This is a genomic window from Streptomyces luteireticuli, from assembly GCF_041519305.1.
Taxonomy (GTDB): domain Bacteria; phylum Actinomycetota; class Actinomycetes; order Streptomycetales; family Streptomycetaceae; genus Streptomyces; species Streptomyces luteireticuli.
This window is the reverse complement of record NZ_CP167927.1, coordinates 7,724,485-7,741,686: the sequence shown is the minus strand read 5'-3', so window position 1 is coordinate 7,741,686 and position 17,202 is coordinate 7,724,485. Positions and strand designations below refer to the sequence as shown.

Sequence of the window (17,202 nt, the reverse complement as noted above, 5' to 3'; positions counted from 1 at the left end):
AACAGGGGGCCTAGAGGCCCTTGGCGATCTTCTCGATCTGGTCGAGGACGTCGATCGACGTGCCGTAGCGGTCGCTGGTGGCGTAGGTGACGGGGAGGACGTGGTTGTCCTTGGCGGCCTTCAGCAGCTTCCAGGAGGGCTTGTCCTGGAGCTCCTTGGTCTCCTTGGGGACCTCGCCGGTGGCGAACGCCTTCGGGACGAGGATCACGTCGGCGTCGGAGAGGACGTTGATCTTCTCCATGGAGTAGGTCACCTCGTGGTCCTTGCCCTCGTCGGCGGCCTTGGCGAAGGAGACGCCGACGTCGGCGAGGATGCGGCCGACCCAGGAGGTGCGGGTGTCGACCATGAACTCGCCGTTGCCGTAGGAGGAGGCGATGGCCCACTTCTTGGACTTGAGCTTGTCCCCGTAAGTGGCCTTGATCTTGTCGGCCTTGGCCTTGTAGTCCGCCTTGAGCTTGGCGAACACATCTTCCTTGCCGACGGCCTTGGCGATCTTCTCCTGGGCGGCGTAGAGGTCGCCGGGGGTCTTGATGCCGAAGTAGAGGGTGGGGATGCCCATGCCCTCGAGCCGCTTGATATTCCAGTCGAAGGCGCTGGCGCCCTCGACGATGATGAGGTCGGGCTTGAGGGAGGCGACCTTCTCGATGTTGGTCTCGATGCCCGAGCCGATCGAGGTGATCTTCTTGGCCTTCTCGACCTGCGAGGGCAGCAGCTCCATGGGGTTGTTCTCGTCGATGGCGCTGGTGCCGACCGGCTCGACGCCCAGATCCAGCAGGGCGCCGGTGGCGTAGGAGAGGCTGACGATGCGCTTGGCGTCCGCCGGGACGGTGATCTTGCCGTTGGTCGCCTCGATCACCCGCTCCTTGCCGTCGCCGGCCGCGGGCTTGGCGTCATCGGACTTGTCGCTGCCGCACGCGGTGACGGTCAGCAGGGCGGCGGCGGCGAGGACGGCCGCGGCGGCGCGGCGGGGGCGCCGGGCGACGGCACGGGTGTTCATGGTTCTCCTTGAGCGGGTCGACGGACGTCGGGGTGGTTCAGGCGGTGAGCAGCGTGTGCCAGCCCGTCAGGGTGGGCTCGGCCTCGGCCAGTTCGGTGAAGTCGGCGGTGAGCCCGCGGGCGCGCCAGCGCTCCACCAGGGTCATCAGGCGGATCGAGTCGAGGCCGAGGTCGCGCAGGTCCTCGTCGAAGGGGAGGTCGGCGGGGTCCTCGCCGAGGACGTCGGCGACGTCGTTGCGCAGGTCGTCGAGAGTAGCGGTGGGCATCGAATTCCTCGGGAAAAAGGGCGGGTTCAGACGGTGGCGGCGTCGCGGCCGGCCAGGACGTCCCGTTCGGTGCGGCGCAGCAGCAGCGAGTCGCAGATCTCGCCGGAGCGGATCGCGAGGGTGGACAGCAGCGACGAGGTGATGCCGTGGGTGTGCTCGGTGCTGCCCTGGACGTAGATGCCGACGCGGACGCGGTCGGTGGTCATCACCCGGTGGTCGCGGTCCACGCGCAGCCGGCCGTGCTCGTCGGTGAGGCACTCGGCGGCGAGGTCGCCGAGGAGTTCACGGGGGTCGGCGGGGCGGTAGCCGGTGGCGAGGACGACGGCGTCGCAGTCGAGGGTGAAGGTTTCGCCGGAGGTCAGGGAGCGGACCACGGCGCGGGCGCCGCCCGGGATGTCCTCGACGGCGGTGAGCCGGGTGGTGTTGAGGATCCGCAGCCGCTCGTGGCCCCGGACCTTCTCCTGGTAGGTGGTGCGGTAGAGCTGCTCGATCAACTCGCCGTCCACCACGGAGTAGTTGGTGTTGGCGTGGTAGGACAGCAGGCCCTGCTTGACGTCCTCGGGGGCGTCGAAGTAGTGGTCGACCGCGGCGGGGTCGAAGATGCGGTTGGCGAAGGGGCTGTCGTCGGCGGGGCTGTAGCCGTAGCGGGAGAAGACGGCGCAGACCTCGGCGTCGGGGAAGGTGCGGTGCAGGTACTCGGCGCTCTCGGCGGCGGACTGGCCCGCGCCGACGACGACGAAGCGGCGGTGCGGCCGGACGGTGAGCTCGCCGGCGCGGAAGAGCAGGTCGCGGTTGTGCCAGACGCGCTCGCCGAGGCGGACGCCCTCCGGGAGGCGGGGGGTGAGGCCCGTCCCCAGGGAGAGGTTGCGGGTGCGGCGCACGGTCTCGTCGGCCGGGTCGGCGACGGAGCGGGAGACGACCTCGACGCTCTCCACCGGGCCGTCGCCCGCCTCGGCGCGGACGGTGACGGCGGTGCGGCCGTAGTCCACGGCGGAGGCGAACTCGGCGGCGCACCACTCGAAGTAGTCGTGGAACTCGACCCGGGTGGGGAAGAAGGTCTTCTGGTTGATGAAGTCGGCGAGCCGGCCGCGGTCCTGGAGGTAGCGCAGGAACGAGAAGCGGCTGCTGGGATCCCGCATGGTGACAAGGTCCTTGAGGAACGACACCTGCATGGTGGCGCCTTCGAGGAGCATGCCCCGGTGCCAGCCGAAGCTCTCCTGGCGCTCCAGGAAGCCCGCGTGGATGGCGCTGCCGGGGTTGCGGCGGTTGTGGTCCTCGATCGCGATGGCGAGGGCGAGGTTGGCGGGGCCGAAGCCTATGCCGACCAGATCCTCGATGGGGCCACCCGCCGTGTTCGCGGTCTCCCCGCGCCGTGCCGACATGCTCGTCCTCTCGTTGTGCCGCTCGGTCCCGACGGGCCCTTCCGCCTCCTGGCCGGGCCATGGGAACCTGTTGGCCGGGCCTTGGGCCGGTGAGGCGACCCAGGACCACAAATGCTTAGGTATGCCTAACCTAACTATCTCGCCAGGTCAGTGGCAAGTCCGGGGAGTCGGTTTCCGTCCCACCGGACCCTCCTGACGGCCCGCCGACACCCCTCCCCGGTGAAGACAAGGGCCGGGCGGAGCGCTGTCCCGCGCTCCGCCCGGCCCTGTCCGGCGCCCCGCTCAGCTGCCGTCGGCAGCCTCCAGAAGCCCCGGCAACGCCCGCACGAACGCGTCCACTTGCTCCTCCGTGACGACGAGCGGAGGCACCAGACGGACGACGTCCGGAGCCGCCGCGTTCACCAGGAAGCCCGCCTCCAGCGCGGCCCGCTGCACCTCCCGCGCCACCGGCCGGGCGAGAACGAGCCCGAGCAGCAGCCCGGCACCGCGCACCTCGCGCAGCAGCGGATGCCCGCACGCCGCGGCACCCGCCCGCAGCCGCTCCCCCACGCGCCGGACGTGGGACAGCAGTCCGTCCTTCTCGACGGTGTCCAGAACGGCGAGGGCGGCGGCGCAGGAGACGGGGTTGCCGCCGAAGGTGGAGCCGTGCTGACCGGGGGCCAGCAGTCCGGCGGCCGTGCCGAAGGCGACCGTGGCGCCGATCGGCAGACCGCCGCCCAGGCCCTTCGCCAGCGTCATCACGTCCGGCTCCGCGCCCTCGTCCTCGGCCTGGTGCGCGAACCAGTGCCCGGTGCGCCCGATGCCGGTCTGGATCTCGTCCAGCACCAGGAGCGTCCCGGTGGCCGCGGTGATCTCCCGGGCGGCGCGGAGGTAGCCCGGCGGGGCCGGCACCACGCCGTTCTCCCCCTGGACGGGCTCCAGGACCACGGCCGCCGTCCGCTCGGTCACCGCGGCACGCAGCGCCTCCACGTCCCCGTACGGCACATGCGTCACGCCACCGGGCAGCGGCAGGAACGGCTCCTGCTTGGCGGGCTGTCCCGTGAGCGCGAGAGCGCCCATCGTGCGCCCGTGGAAGCCGCCCTGCGCCGCGACGATATGGGGACGCCCGGTCCGCCGCGCGATCTTGAAGGCCGCCTCCACGGCCTCGGCACCGGAGTTGGACAGGAACACCCTGCCCTCCCGGCCCGCCAGCCCCAGCAGCCGCTCGGCCAGCGCCACGGGAGGCTCCGCCATATAGAGGTTGGAGACATGGCCGAGCCGGGCGATCTGCTCGCCCACCGCCTCCACGACCGCCGGGTGGCCGTGCCCGAGGGCGTTGACGGCGATGCCGGCGACGAAGTCGGTGTACTCCCGGCCGTCCGCGTCCCGGACCGTCGCCCCCGATCCGCTCACCAGCGTCAGCGGCGGGGTGCCGTAGGTGTCCATCATGGCGCCGCGCCAACGCGCGGTCAGGTCCCGGTCGTTCATGCGGTCGTTCATACGGGCATCACCTCCTCGGCGGCGGCGAGCACCGGGTCGGGCACGACCGCCGTCCCCACGGTCTCGTCCGTGAACACCTCCAGCAGCAGCGAATGCGGAACACGGCCGTCCAGGACGTGGGCCGTCTCCACCCCGCCCCTGACCGCCCGCAGACAGCCCTCCATCTTGGGCACCATGCCGCTCGCCAACCCCGGGAGCATCGCCTCCAGTTCGCTCACCGTCAGCCGGCGAATGACGTCGTCGCTGCGGGGCCAGTCCGCGTAGAGCCCCTCGACGTCGGTGAGGACCACCAGCTTCTCCGCGCCCAGCGCCCCGGCGAGCGCGGCGGCGGCGAGATCGGCGTTGATGTTGTAGATCTCGCCGTCGGCACCACGGGCGACGGGCGATACGACGGGGATGCGGCCGCAGTCGAGCAACGCCTCGATGGTGGAGGTGTCGACGGAGACGATGTCCCCCACCAGCCCGATGTCCACCGCCTCGCCGTCCACTTCGGCCATGCGCCGCACGGCCGTCATGGTGTGGGCGTCCTCACCGGTCATGCCGACGGCGAACGGCCCGTGCCGGTTGATCAGTCCGACGAGCTCGCGCTGCACCTGCCCCGCGAGCACCATGCGGACCACCTGCATCGCCTCGGGCGTGGTGACCCGCAGCCCGGCCTTGAACTCGGAGGCGATGCCGTGCCGGTCGAGCTCCGCACTGATCTGCGGGCCACCGCCGTGGACGACGACCGGGCGCAGCCCCGCGTACCGCAGGGACACCATGTCCTCGGCGAAGGCGGCCTTGAGCTCGTCGTCGATCATCGCGTTGCCGCCGAACTTGATGACGACGGTCTTCCCGTGGAAACGCCGCAGCCAGGGCAGCGCCTCGATGACGGTACGGGCCTTGGGTATGTGGGTGGGGTTCATGTCCGGATTCATGAGGAGTAGGCGCTGTTCTCGTGGACGTAGTCGGCGGTGAGGTCGTTGGCCCAGATGACGGCGGACGCGTCACCTTCGGCCAGATCGGCGGTGATACGGACTTGGCGGTCCCGCATGTCGACGAGGTCGCGGTCGTCGCCGACGGAGCCGTTGCGGCAGACCCAGACGTCGTTGATCGCGACGTTGAGCCGGTCCGGGTCGAAGGCGGCGGAGGTCGTGCCGATCGCGGACAACACCCGGCCCCAGTTGGGATCCTCGCCATGGATCGCGCACTTGAGAAGGTTGTTGCGGGCGATGGAACGGCCGACCTCGACGGCGTCGTCCTCGCTCGCGGCATTGACCACCTCGATACGGATGTCCTTGCTCGCGCCCTCGGCGTCCCCGATGAGCTGACGGGCCAGGTCGTCGCAGACCGCGCGGACGGCTTCCGCAAACGCGTCGAGGGCGGGAGTCGTCCCGGACGCGCCCGAAGCGAGCAGCAGGACCGTGTCGTTGGTGGACATGCAGCCGTCGGAGTCGACCCGGTCGAAGGTGGTACGGGTCGCGGTGCGCAGTGCCTCGTCCAGCCCGGCCGGGTCCACGTCGGCGTCGGTGGTCAGGACGACGAGCATCGTCGCCAGCCCCGGCGCGAGCATCCCCGCCCCCTTGGCCATGCCGCCGACCGTCCAGCCCTCGCCCTTGGCCACAGCCGTCTTGTGCACGGTGTCCGTGGTCTTGATGGCGATGGCCGCCTTCTCACCGCTGTGCGGGGAGAGTTCGGACGCGGCCTTCTCGATGCCCGGCAGGAGCCGGTCCATCGGCAGCCGGACCCCGATGAGCCCGGTCGACGCCACGGCGACCTCACCCACGGCGCAGTCCAGCGCGTCCGCGACCTTCTGCGCCGTCGCCTCCGTGTCCTTCATGCCCTCGGGGCCGGTGCAGGCGTTGGCACCGCCCGAGTTGAGGACGACGGCGGCCACCTGCCCGCCCCTGAGCACCTGCTGCGACCACAGCACCGGAGCGGCCTTGACGCGGTTGGCGGTGAAGACACCCGCGGCTGCCAGGCGCGGTCCCTGGTTGACCACCAGGGCGAGGTCGGGGCTGCCGCTCTCCTTGATCCCGGCGGCGATCCCCGCCGCCGTGAACCCCTGTGCTGCCGTCACGCTCATGGCGCCACTCCCATGGTGGTAAGACCCAGACCCTCGGGAAGACCGAGGGCGATGTTCATGCTCTGCACCGCGCCACCCGCGGTGCCCTTCGTCAGGTTGTCGATCGCACTCACGACCACGATCCGGCCCGCGGCCTCGTCCAGCACCGCCTGCACCTGCACCGCGTTCGACCCCACCACAGCCCCCGTCACCGGCCACCGCCCCTCGGGGAGAAACCTGACGAACGCCTCGTCCCCGTACGCCTTCCCGAACGCCTCCCGCACGGCCCCGGCCGTCACACCGTCCCGCGCCTTCGCACTGCACGTGGCGAGGATCCCGCGCGGCATGGGCGCGAGCACGGGCGTGAAGGAGACGCCCACCCGCTCCCCGGCGACGGCCGACAAGTTCTGCACGATCTCCGGGGTATGCCGATGTGCACCCCCGACACCGTACGGACTCATCGACCCCATCACCTCACTGCCGAGCAGATGGGGCTTGAGCCCCTTGCCCGCCCCCGACGTCCCGGACGCCGCCACGACCACCGCCTCCGGCTCCGCCAACCCCGCCGCATACACCGGCCACAAGGCCAACGACACCGCCGTCGGATAACACCCGGGAACGGCAATCCGCCGCGCCCCCACCAACACCTCGCGCCCACCGGGCAGTTCCGGCAGACCATACGGCCACGTCCCCGCATGCGCGGACCCGTAGAACCGCTCCCACTCCCCCGCATCCACCAACCGGAAATCCGCCCCACAATCCACGACAAGAACGTCAGGACCGAGGTCGGCCGCGATGGCGGCGGAGGCGCCGTGCGGCAGCGCGAGAAAGACGACGTCGTGACCGGCCAGCACCTCCGGGGTGGTCTTCTCCAGGACCCGGTCGGCGAGCGGGGCGAGGTGGGGCTGCACCTCCCCCACCGTCCGGCCGGCGTTGGAGTCCGCGGTCAGCGCGCCGATCTCGGCGTGGGGATGCGCCAGCAACAGCCGTAGCACCTCACCGCCCGCGTATCCGCTCGCGCCCGCTACAGCTATGCGCACCATGTCCCGTCCTTGGGTCGTTCGTCGGCCTGCGTCTCCCGGTCGTGGCGGCCGGGATCACCGACGGCTTCGACGTTTCTCGGACGAGGTACGGCAGGCTCCCACCACCCGGACCGGGATTAGCTTAGGCTAACCTTACCGATCACGTACACCCCCGCCCCTCCCACCCCACCCGCCAGGCGAGCCCCCGCGACAGGCGGCACAGATTCACCCTCCTGAGTGAGACCGCTCACCCAGCACCGCAGGACAAAGCTTGGAGGCGTCAATTCCGCTCTCCCGCGACCCCAACTCGGCCGCGCTTCCGGCCTGGTAGCTCTCGGCCGCCTTCTGGTAGACACCTCCCCGTCGTCGCCCGACCGAGAGGGAAGCATGGACGAGGAAGAGGACCGCCGCCTGCGCGCGATCGCCCCGGAGATCAGCCGACGGACGGTCGGTCTGCTGCGGACGGTGGTCGGCCTGGAGCCCGCCGAGCGGGTGCCGGAGGAGGCGATGTACGTCGCCGACGACGTCCTGGCCGAGCATGGAACGGACGGACTGCGGTCGCTCGTCATGAGCCTTGCCGGCTGGGCCGCCGTCGGCATGGAGAACGTCGCCCAGCTCACGGGCAAGACCTACGAGGCGCTCGTCGACGAGATCGAGCTGACGTGCCTGGAGGCCAATCCCGACGGGTGACGGCCCATGCCCGGACATCTCCGGCAGGACCGCCGGGCGACCGCCGTCACAGGCTCAGACCCCGGAGACCACGGTCTGCGCGATGCGCGCCAGAGTGGTACGCATGCCGGCCCGGTTGAGTGCGACCCGGCGGGCGGGGTTCGTCCCGGCGAAGACGGTCCCGAGCAGATCGGCACCCCTGGCCCGCCACCCGCCGGTCCGCAGGTCCTGCCAGAACTCGGTGATCCGCGTTCCCTCGCCTTCCGGCTCGAACCGATAGCCCCAGCGTGCGATCGGCAGTCCGAGGACACCGATGTCGAACGTGAACTCGCTGTCCTGGCGCGCCTGGATCACCTGCCCCAGGGTGAACCAGGCGAACGGCCCACGCCTGTTGAATCCGACGAACCGCGTTCCGGTTCGCGCCGGAGGCCGCAGCACCCACACGGACCGGCACTCCGGGCTCCAACGCCCCATGTTCCGCAGGTCCGACACCAGCCGGTAGACGACCATCGGCGGCGCGTCGACGACCGTGCTCTCCTCCAGGCTCCACTGCCGCTCCACGCCCTCTCCCCTCGCGCCACGCAGGACCGCACCACACAGGACGGCCGCCCCTCCTACTCGCCGGTACGGTAGCGCGCCCCGCCCGCAGGGTGGGGAGAACCCCACCCCCGGCAGAGGGGAACCCCTGCCCGGAGCACACCGGGTAAGGCCCTGGATCATGAAACCGCACGGTGAAAGCCTGATGGCGGACGCGGGCCGGACGGCCGAGCCCGCCGCCGAACGCCGAAGGGACAACCGTGCGCCACCCCACCGTAAGAGCTCCGAGGGCACTGGCATTCATCGCCGTACTCGTCATGGCTGTAGTGACCGTAGGGGGCGCTCCGGTCGCCGGTGCGGTGACGCGTGGCACGGACGTGACGTTCGCCGGCAGCGGCGGCACCGCGCTGTACGGCACCGTGCTGGCCCCGCGGCAGGCAGGGCGGCACCCCGCCCTGGTACTCGTCCCGGGAGCCGGGCCGACCAAGAGGGCCGAACTCCGCCTGCAGGCCGAGGCGTTCGCGGAGCGCGGGATCGTCACCCTGATCTACGACAAGCGGACGGAGGGGTACTCGTCCTTCCACCGGGACTACTCGGTGCTGGCCGAAGACGCCCTCGCCGGAGTGCGGACGCTGCGCGCCCGCGCCGACGTGGACCCGGGGCGGGTCGGCGTCTGGGGGCTGAGCGAAGGCGCGTGGGTGGCCTCACTGGCCGCCGCCCGCTCGGCGGACGTGGCGAAGGTGGTGACCGTGGGGGCCGTGGGGCTGTCGCCGTCGCGGCAGCAGGCGTGGGCGTACGGGCAGTACCTGCGGCATGGCGGGGTTCGGGGCTCGCTGCCGGGGATGATGCAGGACACCGGCATTCGCCAACTCGTCGGTGCGGGGCTGTTCCCTGAGGCGACGTACGACCCCGTGCCGGTGTGGGAGCGGGTCGGGCAGCCCGTGCTCAACCTGTGGGGCACCCTGGACCGCGAGGCCGCGCCGGCCGAGAGCGCACGCATTATCGGCGCGGCCCTGGACCGGGGAGGGAACCGTCACCACCTGACCCGGTTCGTCCCGGACGCCCGGCACAACCTGCACATCACCTCGGACAACGGCTTCGACCGCCCGGACCCGCTCGCGCCCGGCGGCGCGGACATGGCGGCGGCCTTCGTCAAGGGCGAGCCGGTCGCCCCGGGCGCGCTGCGGCCCGAACAGGACGGCACCAGCCGCGAACTGGCGCCACTGGCCTGGTACGAGAACGGGTGGGGCCAGCTCGCCGCGCTCGCCCTGTTCGCCCTCGCCTTCCTCGGCCACCCCGTGGCGGCGGCCGTCCGCCGCCTGCGCGGCACCGCGCCCCTGCCCACCCGCCGCCCCGCCCGCACCCTCGCGGCACTGGGCGCGACGACCGTCCTGGGCTGCCTGGCCTACTTCGCCTTCATGGCCCTGACCGCAGCCAACCTCGTCGGCCCGACCTTGCTGGGCCGCCCCCTCCTGTGGCTGCTCCTCCAACTCCTGGCCACGGCAACGGTCGCAGCGACGGCCTTTACCGCCATCTCCTTCCACCGCCACCACGCCGGGCTCGCCCCGGGAACCCGCGCCCACCTGTGGCTCCAGCTCTCGGCCGGAGCGGTCTTCATCCCATGGGCGGCGTACTGGGGCCTGCTGCTCCCGTAGCGGAATCCGCCGGGCATTTCCCGGGAGTTCTCAGGAAAGTGCGGCCAATGCAGTGGCGGAAACGCTGTAGGCGGTGCACAGCACCGTACCGATACGGGTAGGCCGTTGCATCCCCAGCCGGGTGCTCGGGATACCGCTGGCATTGGCGCGGCGTTCCACACGGAGTCCGGAAAGGGTGACGAATCTGTCTATCCCATGGCCTGCCGCGTAGTCACCAACTGCCGTCAGGAGGGCGCGCGGTATGGGACCGAGTCCGGCCTCGGCAGGCCGGGATATTGCATCGGCCGTCGTTGTGGGGCCGTTCGGTGATGTGCCGGCCAGTCTGCTGATTTCCCAGATGCGGGGAGAACGGGGTGCCGGGTGGCCGGCGAGGGCGGGCCGGAAGGCGTCGACATCGCGCAGCATGTAAGGGCCGGTCGTCGGCAAGAGGCGGACACACCCTACGACCGTGTGGTCGGCACGGTGTCTTGCGATGACGTAAACGGGGTCGAGTTCGTCGAACCGGTCGCGTTCCAGGCCGCCTTCACCGCTGACCTCCCAGCCGAGCCGCTGATGGAAGACCTCGTAGCGGAGCCGGAACATCTGCTCCAGCAGTGCGGGCGTCATACCGGGGTCGCCGGGCCGGCCGGTCAACACCTCGTACGCCGTGCGTCCGCTCACTTCTCTTCGCACGGAAGCCCTCGATCTTCAGCACCGCGCAGGAATTGCACGGACACAGTGGGTGATAACAGCGGAATGTTACTTGATCTTGGAGAGGTGACGGTTGTCCACGTGCTGAACGGCCCCTCTGCACAAGTCTGCTGTGGCGTGCCGACCTACCGCCGTGGACTGCCGGCTGCCGCCCCGGACCCACCCGCGGTCGACATGGGTCAGCGCCGATTGACCTGCGTGGCCTCCTGGGCCGTCTCCCGCACGGTGGCGATCAACTGCTGCCGGCGGGTGCGCAGGTCGTCCGGGCGGACGCACAGCGAGACGGAGCCGATCACGGACCCGTCCGCCCCGAGCACGGGCGAGGCCAGGCAGGCCAGCCCTTCCTGCGCCTCCTCCAGGTCCAGGGCCACGCCGGTCCTGCGGATCTGCCGCAGCTCCCCGTCGAGCCGCTCCGCGGAGGCGATCGTGTGCGGGGTGAAGCGGCGCAGTCCGGGCTCTTCCAGATAGCGGCGGCGGGCCGCCGCCCCGGCGGAGGCCAGGGCGATCTTGCCGTGGGCCCAGGCGTGACTGCGCGGGTCGACCCCGACGGCGAGGTCGGGGCCTTCGTCGCCGTCGACAGCGGCGGTCCTGATGTCCGCGATCAGCAGGCCGTCGCCCTGGTAGGCCACGTAGTTGGCCGAGGCGCGGGTGGCGTTCCGCAGCCGCGCCAGCAGCCCGTGGATGCCGTCGTCCAGGCCCATCTGGTGCTGGAACGAGCGGTGGAGGGCGGGGATCCGGTACCCGAGGGTGTAGCCGCCGTCCGTGCGGACCAGATATCCGCGCTCGGTGAGCGGCGTGAGCAGGGTGTAGACGGTGGACAGGGCGCAGCCGAGGCTGCGGGCCAGTGCCTTGGCCGATACCGGAGCAGGCGCCTCGGCGACGATCTCCAGCACCTCGAGGGTGCGGTCCGCTGCCCGCGGCCCGGTCCGACCTGGCATGACGCCTGCTCCTTTCGGTTCTTCCCCGTCCAGTGTCGCCTGTGTCCGCGGCGGGCCGGTCACCGGCCCCCGGCCTCCGCGGGGGGCGTCACGCCTCGCGCGGCGAGAGCTCTCCCATCAGGTCCCAGCCCTGGCGGTCGGGGAGCTCGACGCTGATGATCTTCGGCTTCGCGGCGATCGCGTAGGAGAGGTCCTCCATGGCCTTCTTGAAGTGGTCGGACTCCACGTGGGCCCGGCCCGCCTCACCGTCCCGGAAGCCCTCCACGAGGACGAACTCGTTCGGGTCGTCCACGCTGCGGGACCACTCGTAGAAGAGGTTGCCGGGCTCGGCGCGGGTGGCGGTCGTGAAGTCGTGGACGATGTCGAGCCACTGCTCGCTGCGCTCGGGACGGACGGGGAACTTGACGGTGATGAAGATCATGATCTTGCTTTCTGCCGGTGGCCGAGTCGGTGGCCGATGTGTGTACGGGGTCCTGGGAGGGGAAGCCCGGTCAGCTCGCGTCGAAGGTGTCCGGGTCGGGACCCAGCCGGGTGCCGTTGTCGAGCGCGGCGATCGCGCCGAGGTCGTCCTGGTCCAGTTCGAAGCCGAGGACGTCGATGTTCTCGCGGATGCGGGAGGGCGTGGCCGACTTGGGGATGACGACGTTGCCGAGCTGCAGGTGCCAGCGCAGCACCACCTGGGCGGGGGTCCGGCCGTGCTTGGCCGCGATCTTCGCGAGCACCGGGGCGTCCAGCAGCTTGCCCTGGCCGAGCGGCGACCACGCCTCGGTGGCGATGCCGAGCTCGGTGTGGAGGGAGCGCAGCTCCGCCTGCTGCAGCCAGGGGTGCAGCTCGATCTGGTTGACGGCCGGGACGGTGTCGGTCTCGGCGATCAGCCGGCGCAGCTGCGCCGGCTGGAAGTTGCTGACGCCGATCGCCCGGGCCCGGCCGCTGCGGGCGATCTCCTCGAAGGCACGCCAGATGGTGAGGTACTCGTCGCGCATCGGGTGCGGCCAGTGGATCAGGTACAGGTCCACGTGGTCCAGGCCGAGGCGGGTGAGGGAGGCGTCGAACTCGCGCAGGACGAGGTCGCGGGTCCAGGTGGTGGAGGCGCCGTTCCACAGCTTGGTGGTGACGAACAGCTCCTCGCGCGGGATGCCGGAGGCGGCCAGGGCCGCGCCGGTGCCCTCCTCGTTCCCGTAGACGGCGGCGGTGTCCACGCTGCGGTAGCCCTCGCGCAGGGCGGTGCCGACGGCCGTGGCCGCTTCCGCGTCGGGGATCTGGAAGACGCCGTAGCCGAGCTGCGGCATCGGTACGCCGTTGTTGAGGGTGACGGTCGGGTTCACGGTCATGACGGGATTCCTCTTTCTCACTGGTGATCGTCATTCTGGCCGCCGGGCGGTGGGCGGCGAGGGAGGCGGCGGCGGCTCGCCGGTGCGGTGCGGAGTCTCAGACCGCGGCGTGGACGCCGCTGCGCAGCAGTTCCACGAAGTGGCGCATCCAGGGCGCCTGGGCGTGCCACGCCTGGGCGGAGACCATGGCGCCGTCGAGGACGACGGGTTCGTCCACGAAGGTGCCGGCCCCTGCCTGGACGTCGGGTGCGCAGGCCGGCCAGCAGGTCGTGCGCCGGCCGGCCAGGACGCCGAGCGGGGCGAGCGCGACGGCCGCGTGGGAGATGTGCGCCACCGGCTTGTCCCGGTCGAAGAAGTGGCGCACGATGCGGCGGAAGTCCTCGTCGAGGCGGAGGTACTCCGGGGCGCGGCCGCCGGGGACCACCAGCCCCGCGTAGTCGGCCGGGTCGATCTCGCCGAAGGCGGCGTCGCCCGGCCAGGTGTGGGCGGGCTTCTCGGTGAAGGTGTCGAAACCGGCGGCACCGTCGTGGGCGACCAGCTGCAGCCGCTTGCGGGACGGGGCGGCGATGTGCACCTCGTGGCCCTCCTCCTGGAGCCGCCAGTACGGGTGGAGGACCTCCAGGACCTCGCCGGCGTCGCCGGTCGTGATCAGTACCTTCGGCATGGTGCGGGCCTCTTGTCCGTGCAGGGGCGGTGACGGTGCCGTCCCGGACGGGCCGGCCCCCTCACCGTGCCGCACCGCCTCCCCGCGCGGGAAACGCCCGGCCCTGCCATTCCATCCATGCCGGAAACAGACCACCGGATGATCCCGGTGCCGCATGGCCCGACGACGGAGCCGTTGCCGCGATTCGACACGATTGTCCCTATTGAGACGGCCCGGACATGCGCCCCGGACATGCGAGGGGCCCTGGATCCTGCGGAGGCCCGGCGGTGCGCTTCATCTGCCGGAACTTCGGCCTCTCGGACCTGCCGCGGCGCGGCCTCTCCCCTCACGAGGCTCCCCTGGCCGTGCCCCTCCTCGACATCGAGGCGGAGTTGTCCCTGTGGGAAGACGGGCGCGCGGTCTGGTCCGAGGACGCGTTCCCCATGGCCGAGCGCCCCTGAGGCAGGGCTCAACCCGGCTCCCGCAGACCCGGGTTCCCGGCTCCCCGGCCCAGGGCGGCGCGGCGGATGCGGTCGCCGGCCTGCCGGTAGCGGCGGCGCCGGTCGGCCGGGAGGGCCGGATCACGGCGGGCGGCGGCCAGGTCGACGGTACGGATCTCCCGGTCCAGTTCGATGAGGACGGGCAGGCAGCGGGCGCTGCGGACCCGCCACCGCCCGCCCTCGCGGACGAACCGGAACCACGCCATGGCGCCCTCCTCCGTGCTCCCCCGCGGGACGCGGTGGCGGGCGATCAGATTGCCCAGCCCGTACGCCACCCATCTGCCGTTGACCCTCTCGAAGGGCTGCACGACGTGGGTGTGGTGGCCGATGACGAGGTCGATCTCCGGCCCCGCGGTCAGTTCCGCGGCCATACGGATCTGGCGGGGGCTGGGCGGGCTCTGGTACTCGCGGCCCCAGTGCATGCTGAGGATCACGGCTTCGGCGCCCGCCGCCCGGGCCCGGCGCGCCTCCGCGAGGACGCGGTCCCCGTACAGGTTGGCCAGCCACGGACGGCCGTCCGGCAGGGCGGTGTCGTTGAAGCCGTAGGTGTAGGAGAGGTGGGCGACCGGCACCCCCTTGACGTCGATGACGTTGAGCCGGTCGGCCTCCGCCGCGCTCCGGGCCGACCCCGTGTGTCCGATCCCGGTCGCGTCCAGTGCCTCCAGGGTGCGGTGCACGCCCGCTTCGCCCTGGTCGAGGGTGTGGTTCGAGGCCGTCGAGCACGTGTGGAACCCCAGGTCCTTCAGGGCCGCCGCGATCTGGGGCGGAGCGTTGAAGCGGCGGTATCCGGCGAAGGGGCCGTGTGCGGGTGCGAGCGGGGTCTCCAGGTGACAGATCGCCAGGTCGGCCCGGGAGACGGCCGGTTTGACCCCCGCGAGGATCGGCCGGAAGTCGGGCTCCGTACCGCCGGCCGCCCCGGCGTCGGCGAAGGCCTGGTCCGTGACCGGCGGGTGGACCAGCACGTCGCCACCGGCGATCACGCTGAACGTGTCGGCAGCATCCTCGTGACAGGCCGTCTCACTCATCCGCTCGCCCTCCTCCGGCCCCTCGCGGAGCACATCGATACGCGAGCCATACCCCGAAGACATGGAGGCCGCGCACACCGGCTTCGCCGCCCCCGTGTACCGGGGGCACAGCCGAACCACGGTTCACCGGCCACGCCGCCGTCCACGGCGCGAAGTGGTCACCCGGCGGGAGGTTTTGCCGAACGGTCGACCGTCGCCCCCGCGCCGTGCCCTAACGTCACTGCCATCCCTTGATCACGAACACGGTCGCCCCCTGCGGAGCGACCCGCCGGAGGTATGCCATGAGCCTTGTCGACCTGCGCAGTACGGCCGCGGAACTGCCCGGCGCCTGGAACTCGCGCCTGCTCGGGCGCATCGGGGGCGCCGGTGGCGTCGGTGGCATCGGTGGCGTCGGGCTGAAGGTGCTGCGGATGGACGGGCGTGCCCTGGAGCCGGAGTCCCACGGGACGGCCGAGGCGTTGCTGGTGCTGGACGGCACGCTGCACCTGGTGGCCGACGGGGTCGGGGTGGAGGTGTGCGCGGGGCAGATGTACGTCGTCGGGGCGGGCGTCGAGCACGCCGTCGGCCCCGGCAGCCGGGGCACGCTCGTCATCGTCGAGCACCTCGCGGACCCGGAGTGACGGCCGAACCGGCCGCGCGGGAGCGGGTGTTGCTCACCCGGCGGGGGAGAAACGGCGGACGTACCGCTTCTGCCAGGGCGTCTCGACGGCACGCGCGTCGTAGTGCCGGCGCACATACGCCACCGCCTCCCCGGCGGGGACGCCGTCCAGCACGGCGATGCACGCCAGCGCCGTACCCGTCCTCCCCCGGCCCCCGCCGCAGGCGACCTCGACGCGTTCGCCGGCGGCCCGTTCCCATGCCTCGCGGAGGACGGCCCGCGCCCGGTCGTCGTCGGCGGGCAGCCGGAAGTCGGGCCAGCGCAACCAGCGCGCCTCCCAGTCGACTCGGGGCGGTTCCTTGCCGAGCAGGTACACGGCGAAGCCGGGCCCGGGGCCGGCGGGGAGAGGGCGGCTCAGGCCGCGGCCGCGGACGAGGCGGCCGGAGGGCAGCCGCAGGACGCCGGTGGCGCCGTCATCCCAGGTTTCGGACATGTGCCCACCCTAGGGCGTGCCCGACGGGTCAGGGGTCCGGGGTGGCGTCGGCCCAGGGCTGTCACATTCTCCCGTCGGGGACCGTCAGTGAGGTACCGCGAACCGACAGCGCGAGGGGCGGCAGCACCGCCGCCCCACCTCCGTACGATGGGCGCATCATGAACGACGAGAAATTCCTGGACCGTCTCACCCGTCAACTCGCCGCGCTCCCCCGCGTGTACGCCGTCGCCCTCGGCGGATCGCGCGCCCAGGGCACCCACACCCCGGACAGCGACTGGGACCTGGCCCTGTACTACCGCGGCGGCTTCGATCCGGACGACCTGCGCGCCGTCGGCTGGGACGGCGAGGTGTCCGGGATCGGCGGCTGGGGCGGCGGGGTCTTCAACGGTGGCGGCTGGTTCACCGTCGACGGCCGGCGCGTCGACGTCCACTACCGCGACCTCGACGTCGTCGAGCACGAGCTCGCCGAGGCCCGCCGGGGGCGCTTCCACTGGGAGCCGCTGATGTTCCATCTCGCGGGAATCCCGAGCTACTTGGTGGTCGCCGAACTCGCCCTCAACACGGTGCTCAGCGGCTCCCTCCCCCGCCCCGGCTACCCGGAGGCGCTGCGCGCGACGGCCCCGCCGATGTGGCGCGGCCGGGCGGCCATGACGCTCCGATACGCGGGCGCCGCCCACGTCCGCCACGGCCGGGCCACGGAGGTCGCGGGCGCGCTGGCCGTCGCCGCCGCGGAGACGGCACATGCGGTGCTGGCCGCGCGTGGCGAGTGGGTCACCAACGAGAAACGTCTGCTGGAGCGGGCGGGGTTGCGGGGCGTCGACGCGATCGTCTCCGAACTGCGGCCGGACCCCGGGGTGTTGGCACGCGCGGTGGCGGAGGCGGAGGAGCTGTTCGCGGCTGCTTCCTGATCACCGGCTGCCCCGGCCCGCCGTGA

The 17,202-nt window shown here is 71.8% G+C and carries 20 protein-coding genes; 5 read left to right on the top strand and 15 right to left on the bottom strand.

Going from position 1 to position 17,202, the window contains the following annotated elements:
- Positions 1–10: 10 nt before the first annotated feature.
- From AB8735_RS34775 to argC, 7 genes are all read right to left on the bottom strand, one after another.
- Positions 11–997, bottom strand: a complete 987-nt coding sequence (locus AB8735_RS34775; protein WP_372411623.1) for an ABC transporter substrate-binding protein — start codon at positions 995–997, stop codon at positions 11–13.
- Between the two features lie 37 nt (positions 998–1,034).
- Positions 1,035–1,262 carry a phosphopantetheine-binding protein gene (locus tag AB8735_RS34770; RefSeq protein ID WP_372411621.1) on the bottom strand — a complete coding sequence of 76 codons (228 nt, stop codon included), beginning with the start codon at positions 1,260–1,262 and terminating at the stop codon, positions 1,035–1,037.
- A 26-nt stretch (positions 1,263–1,288) separates the two neighbouring features.
- Complete coding sequence (locus AB8735_RS34765) at positions 1,289–2,644, bottom strand: lysine N(6)-hydroxylase/L-ornithine N(5)-oxygenase family protein (protein ID WP_372411619.1); 1,356 nt, start codon at positions 2,642–2,644, stop codon at positions 1,289–1,291.
- A 282-nt stretch (positions 2,645–2,926) separates the two neighbouring features.
- The gene (locus AB8735_RS34760; protein WP_372411618.1) at positions 2,927–4,123 is read right to left on the bottom strand and encodes an acetylornithine transaminase; all 1,197 of its coding nucleotides are present in this window, start codon (positions 4,121–4,123) and stop codon (positions 2,927–2,929) included.
- Positions 4,120–5,028: an acetylglutamate kinase gene (gene argB / locus AB8735_RS34755; protein WP_372411617.1), complete on the bottom strand. Its 909-nt coding sequence runs from the start codon at positions 5,026–5,028 to the stop codon at positions 4,120–4,122. The genes AB8735_RS34760 and argB overlap by 4 nt, the downstream gene beginning before the upstream one ends.
- 8 nt (positions 5,029–5,036) lie before the next feature.
- Entirely contained in the window at positions 5,037–6,188 is a 1,152-nt protein-coding gene (gene argJ / locus AB8735_RS34750; RefSeq protein WP_372411616.1) for a bifunctional glutamate N-acetyltransferase/amino-acid acetyltransferase ArgJ, read from the bottom strand.
- Positions 6,185–7,210 carry an N-acetyl-gamma-glutamyl-phosphate reductase gene (argC, locus tag AB8735_RS34745; RefSeq protein WP_372411615.1) on the bottom strand — a complete coding sequence of 342 codons (1,026 nt, stop codon included), beginning with the start codon at positions 7,208–7,210 and terminating at the stop codon, positions 6,185–6,187. The genes argJ and argC overlap by 4 nt, the downstream gene beginning before the upstream one ends.
- A gap of 366 nt (positions 7,211–7,576) precedes the next feature.
- On the opposite strand from argC, the gene AB8735_RS34740 reads away from it, so the two are divergent.
- Positions 7,577–7,879, top strand: coding sequence for a hypothetical protein (locus AB8735_RS34740; RefSeq protein WP_199894719.1), 303 nt, complete (start codon positions 7,577–7,579; stop codon positions 7,877–7,879).
- A gap of 54 nt (positions 7,880–7,933) precedes the next feature.
- On the opposite strand, the gene AB8735_RS34735 is transcribed toward AB8735_RS34740, so the two are convergent.
- Positions 7,934–8,419 (bottom strand): SRPBCC family protein, encoded by a 486-nt coding sequence (locus tag AB8735_RS34735; RefSeq protein ID WP_344021021.1) that lies wholly within the window; start codon positions 8,417–8,419, stop codon positions 7,934–7,936.
- A gap of 293 nt (positions 8,420–8,712) precedes the next feature.
- Between AB8735_RS34735 and AB8735_RS34730 the strand changes: the two genes are divergently transcribed.
- A complete protein-coding gene (locus tag AB8735_RS34730) occupies positions 8,713–10,050 on the top strand; it encodes an alpha/beta hydrolase family protein (RefSeq protein ID WP_372411614.1) in 1,338 nt (445 codons plus the stop codon).
- Positions 10,051–10,080: 30 nt separating this feature from the next.
- On the opposite strand, the gene AB8735_RS34725 is transcribed toward AB8735_RS34730, so the two are convergent.
- The 5 genes from AB8735_RS34725 to AB8735_RS34705 form a co-directional block, all read right to left on the bottom strand.
- Positions 10,081–10,710, bottom strand: a complete 630-nt coding sequence (locus tag AB8735_RS34725) for an acyl-homoserine-lactone synthase (protein ID WP_372411613.1) — start codon at positions 10,708–10,710, stop codon at positions 10,081–10,083.
- 209 nt (positions 10,711–10,919) lie between these two features.
- Positions 10,920–11,678, bottom strand: coding sequence for an IclR family transcriptional regulator (locus AB8735_RS34720; protein ID WP_372411612.1), 759 nt, complete (start codon positions 11,676–11,678; stop codon positions 10,920–10,922).
- 88 nt (positions 11,679–11,766) lie between these two features.
- Positions 11,767–12,099 (bottom strand): putative quinol monooxygenase, encoded by a 333-nt coding sequence (locus tag AB8735_RS34715; protein WP_372411611.1) that lies wholly within the window; start codon positions 12,097–12,099, stop codon positions 11,767–11,769.
- Between the two features lie 70 nt (positions 12,100–12,169).
- Positions 12,170–13,009: an aldo/keto reductase gene (locus AB8735_RS34710; RefSeq protein WP_372411610.1), complete on the bottom strand. Its 840-nt coding sequence runs from the start codon at positions 13,007–13,009 to the stop codon at positions 12,170–12,172.
- A 97-nt stretch (positions 13,010–13,106) separates the two neighbouring features.
- Positions 13,107–13,673: a DJ-1/PfpI family protein gene (locus AB8735_RS34705; RefSeq protein ID WP_372411609.1), complete on the bottom strand. Its 567-nt coding sequence runs from the start codon at positions 13,671–13,673 to the stop codon at positions 13,107–13,109.
- Positions 13,674–13,939: 266 nt separating this feature from the next.
- Between AB8735_RS34705 and AB8735_RS34700 the strand changes: the two genes are divergently transcribed.
- A complete protein-coding gene (locus tag AB8735_RS34700) occupies positions 13,940–14,113 on the top strand; it encodes a hypothetical protein (protein ID WP_372411608.1) in 174 nt (57 codons plus the stop codon).
- Between the two features lie 8 nt (positions 14,114–14,121).
- Here the strand turns inward: AB8735_RS34700 and AB8735_RS34695 are convergent, their stop codons facing one another.
- A complete protein-coding gene (locus tag AB8735_RS34695; RefSeq protein ID WP_372411606.1) occupies positions 14,122–15,177 on the bottom strand; it encodes a CapA family protein in 1,056 nt (351 codons plus the stop codon).
- A gap of 281 nt (positions 15,178–15,458) precedes the next feature.
- On the opposite strand from AB8735_RS34695, the gene AB8735_RS34690 reads away from it, so the two are divergent.
- Entirely contained in the window at positions 15,459–15,797 is a 339-nt protein-coding gene (locus AB8735_RS34690; RefSeq protein ID WP_372411604.1) for a cupin domain-containing protein, read from the top strand.
- A gap of 33 nt (positions 15,798–15,830) precedes the next feature.
- On the opposite strand, the gene AB8735_RS34685 is transcribed toward AB8735_RS34690, so the two are convergent.
- Positions 15,831–16,268, bottom strand: coding sequence for a protein-tyrosine phosphatase family protein (locus tag AB8735_RS34685; RefSeq protein WP_372411602.1), 438 nt, complete (start codon positions 16,266–16,268; stop codon positions 15,831–15,833).
- A 158-nt stretch (positions 16,269–16,426) separates the two neighbouring features.
- Here AB8735_RS34685 and AB8735_RS34680 point away from each other — a divergent pair, with 158 nt between their 5' ends.
- Complete coding sequence (locus AB8735_RS34680) at positions 16,427–17,176, top strand: nucleotidyltransferase domain-containing protein (protein ID WP_372411601.1); 750 nt, start codon at positions 16,427–16,429, stop codon at positions 17,174–17,176.
- Positions 17,177–17,202: the final 26 nt, after the last annotated feature.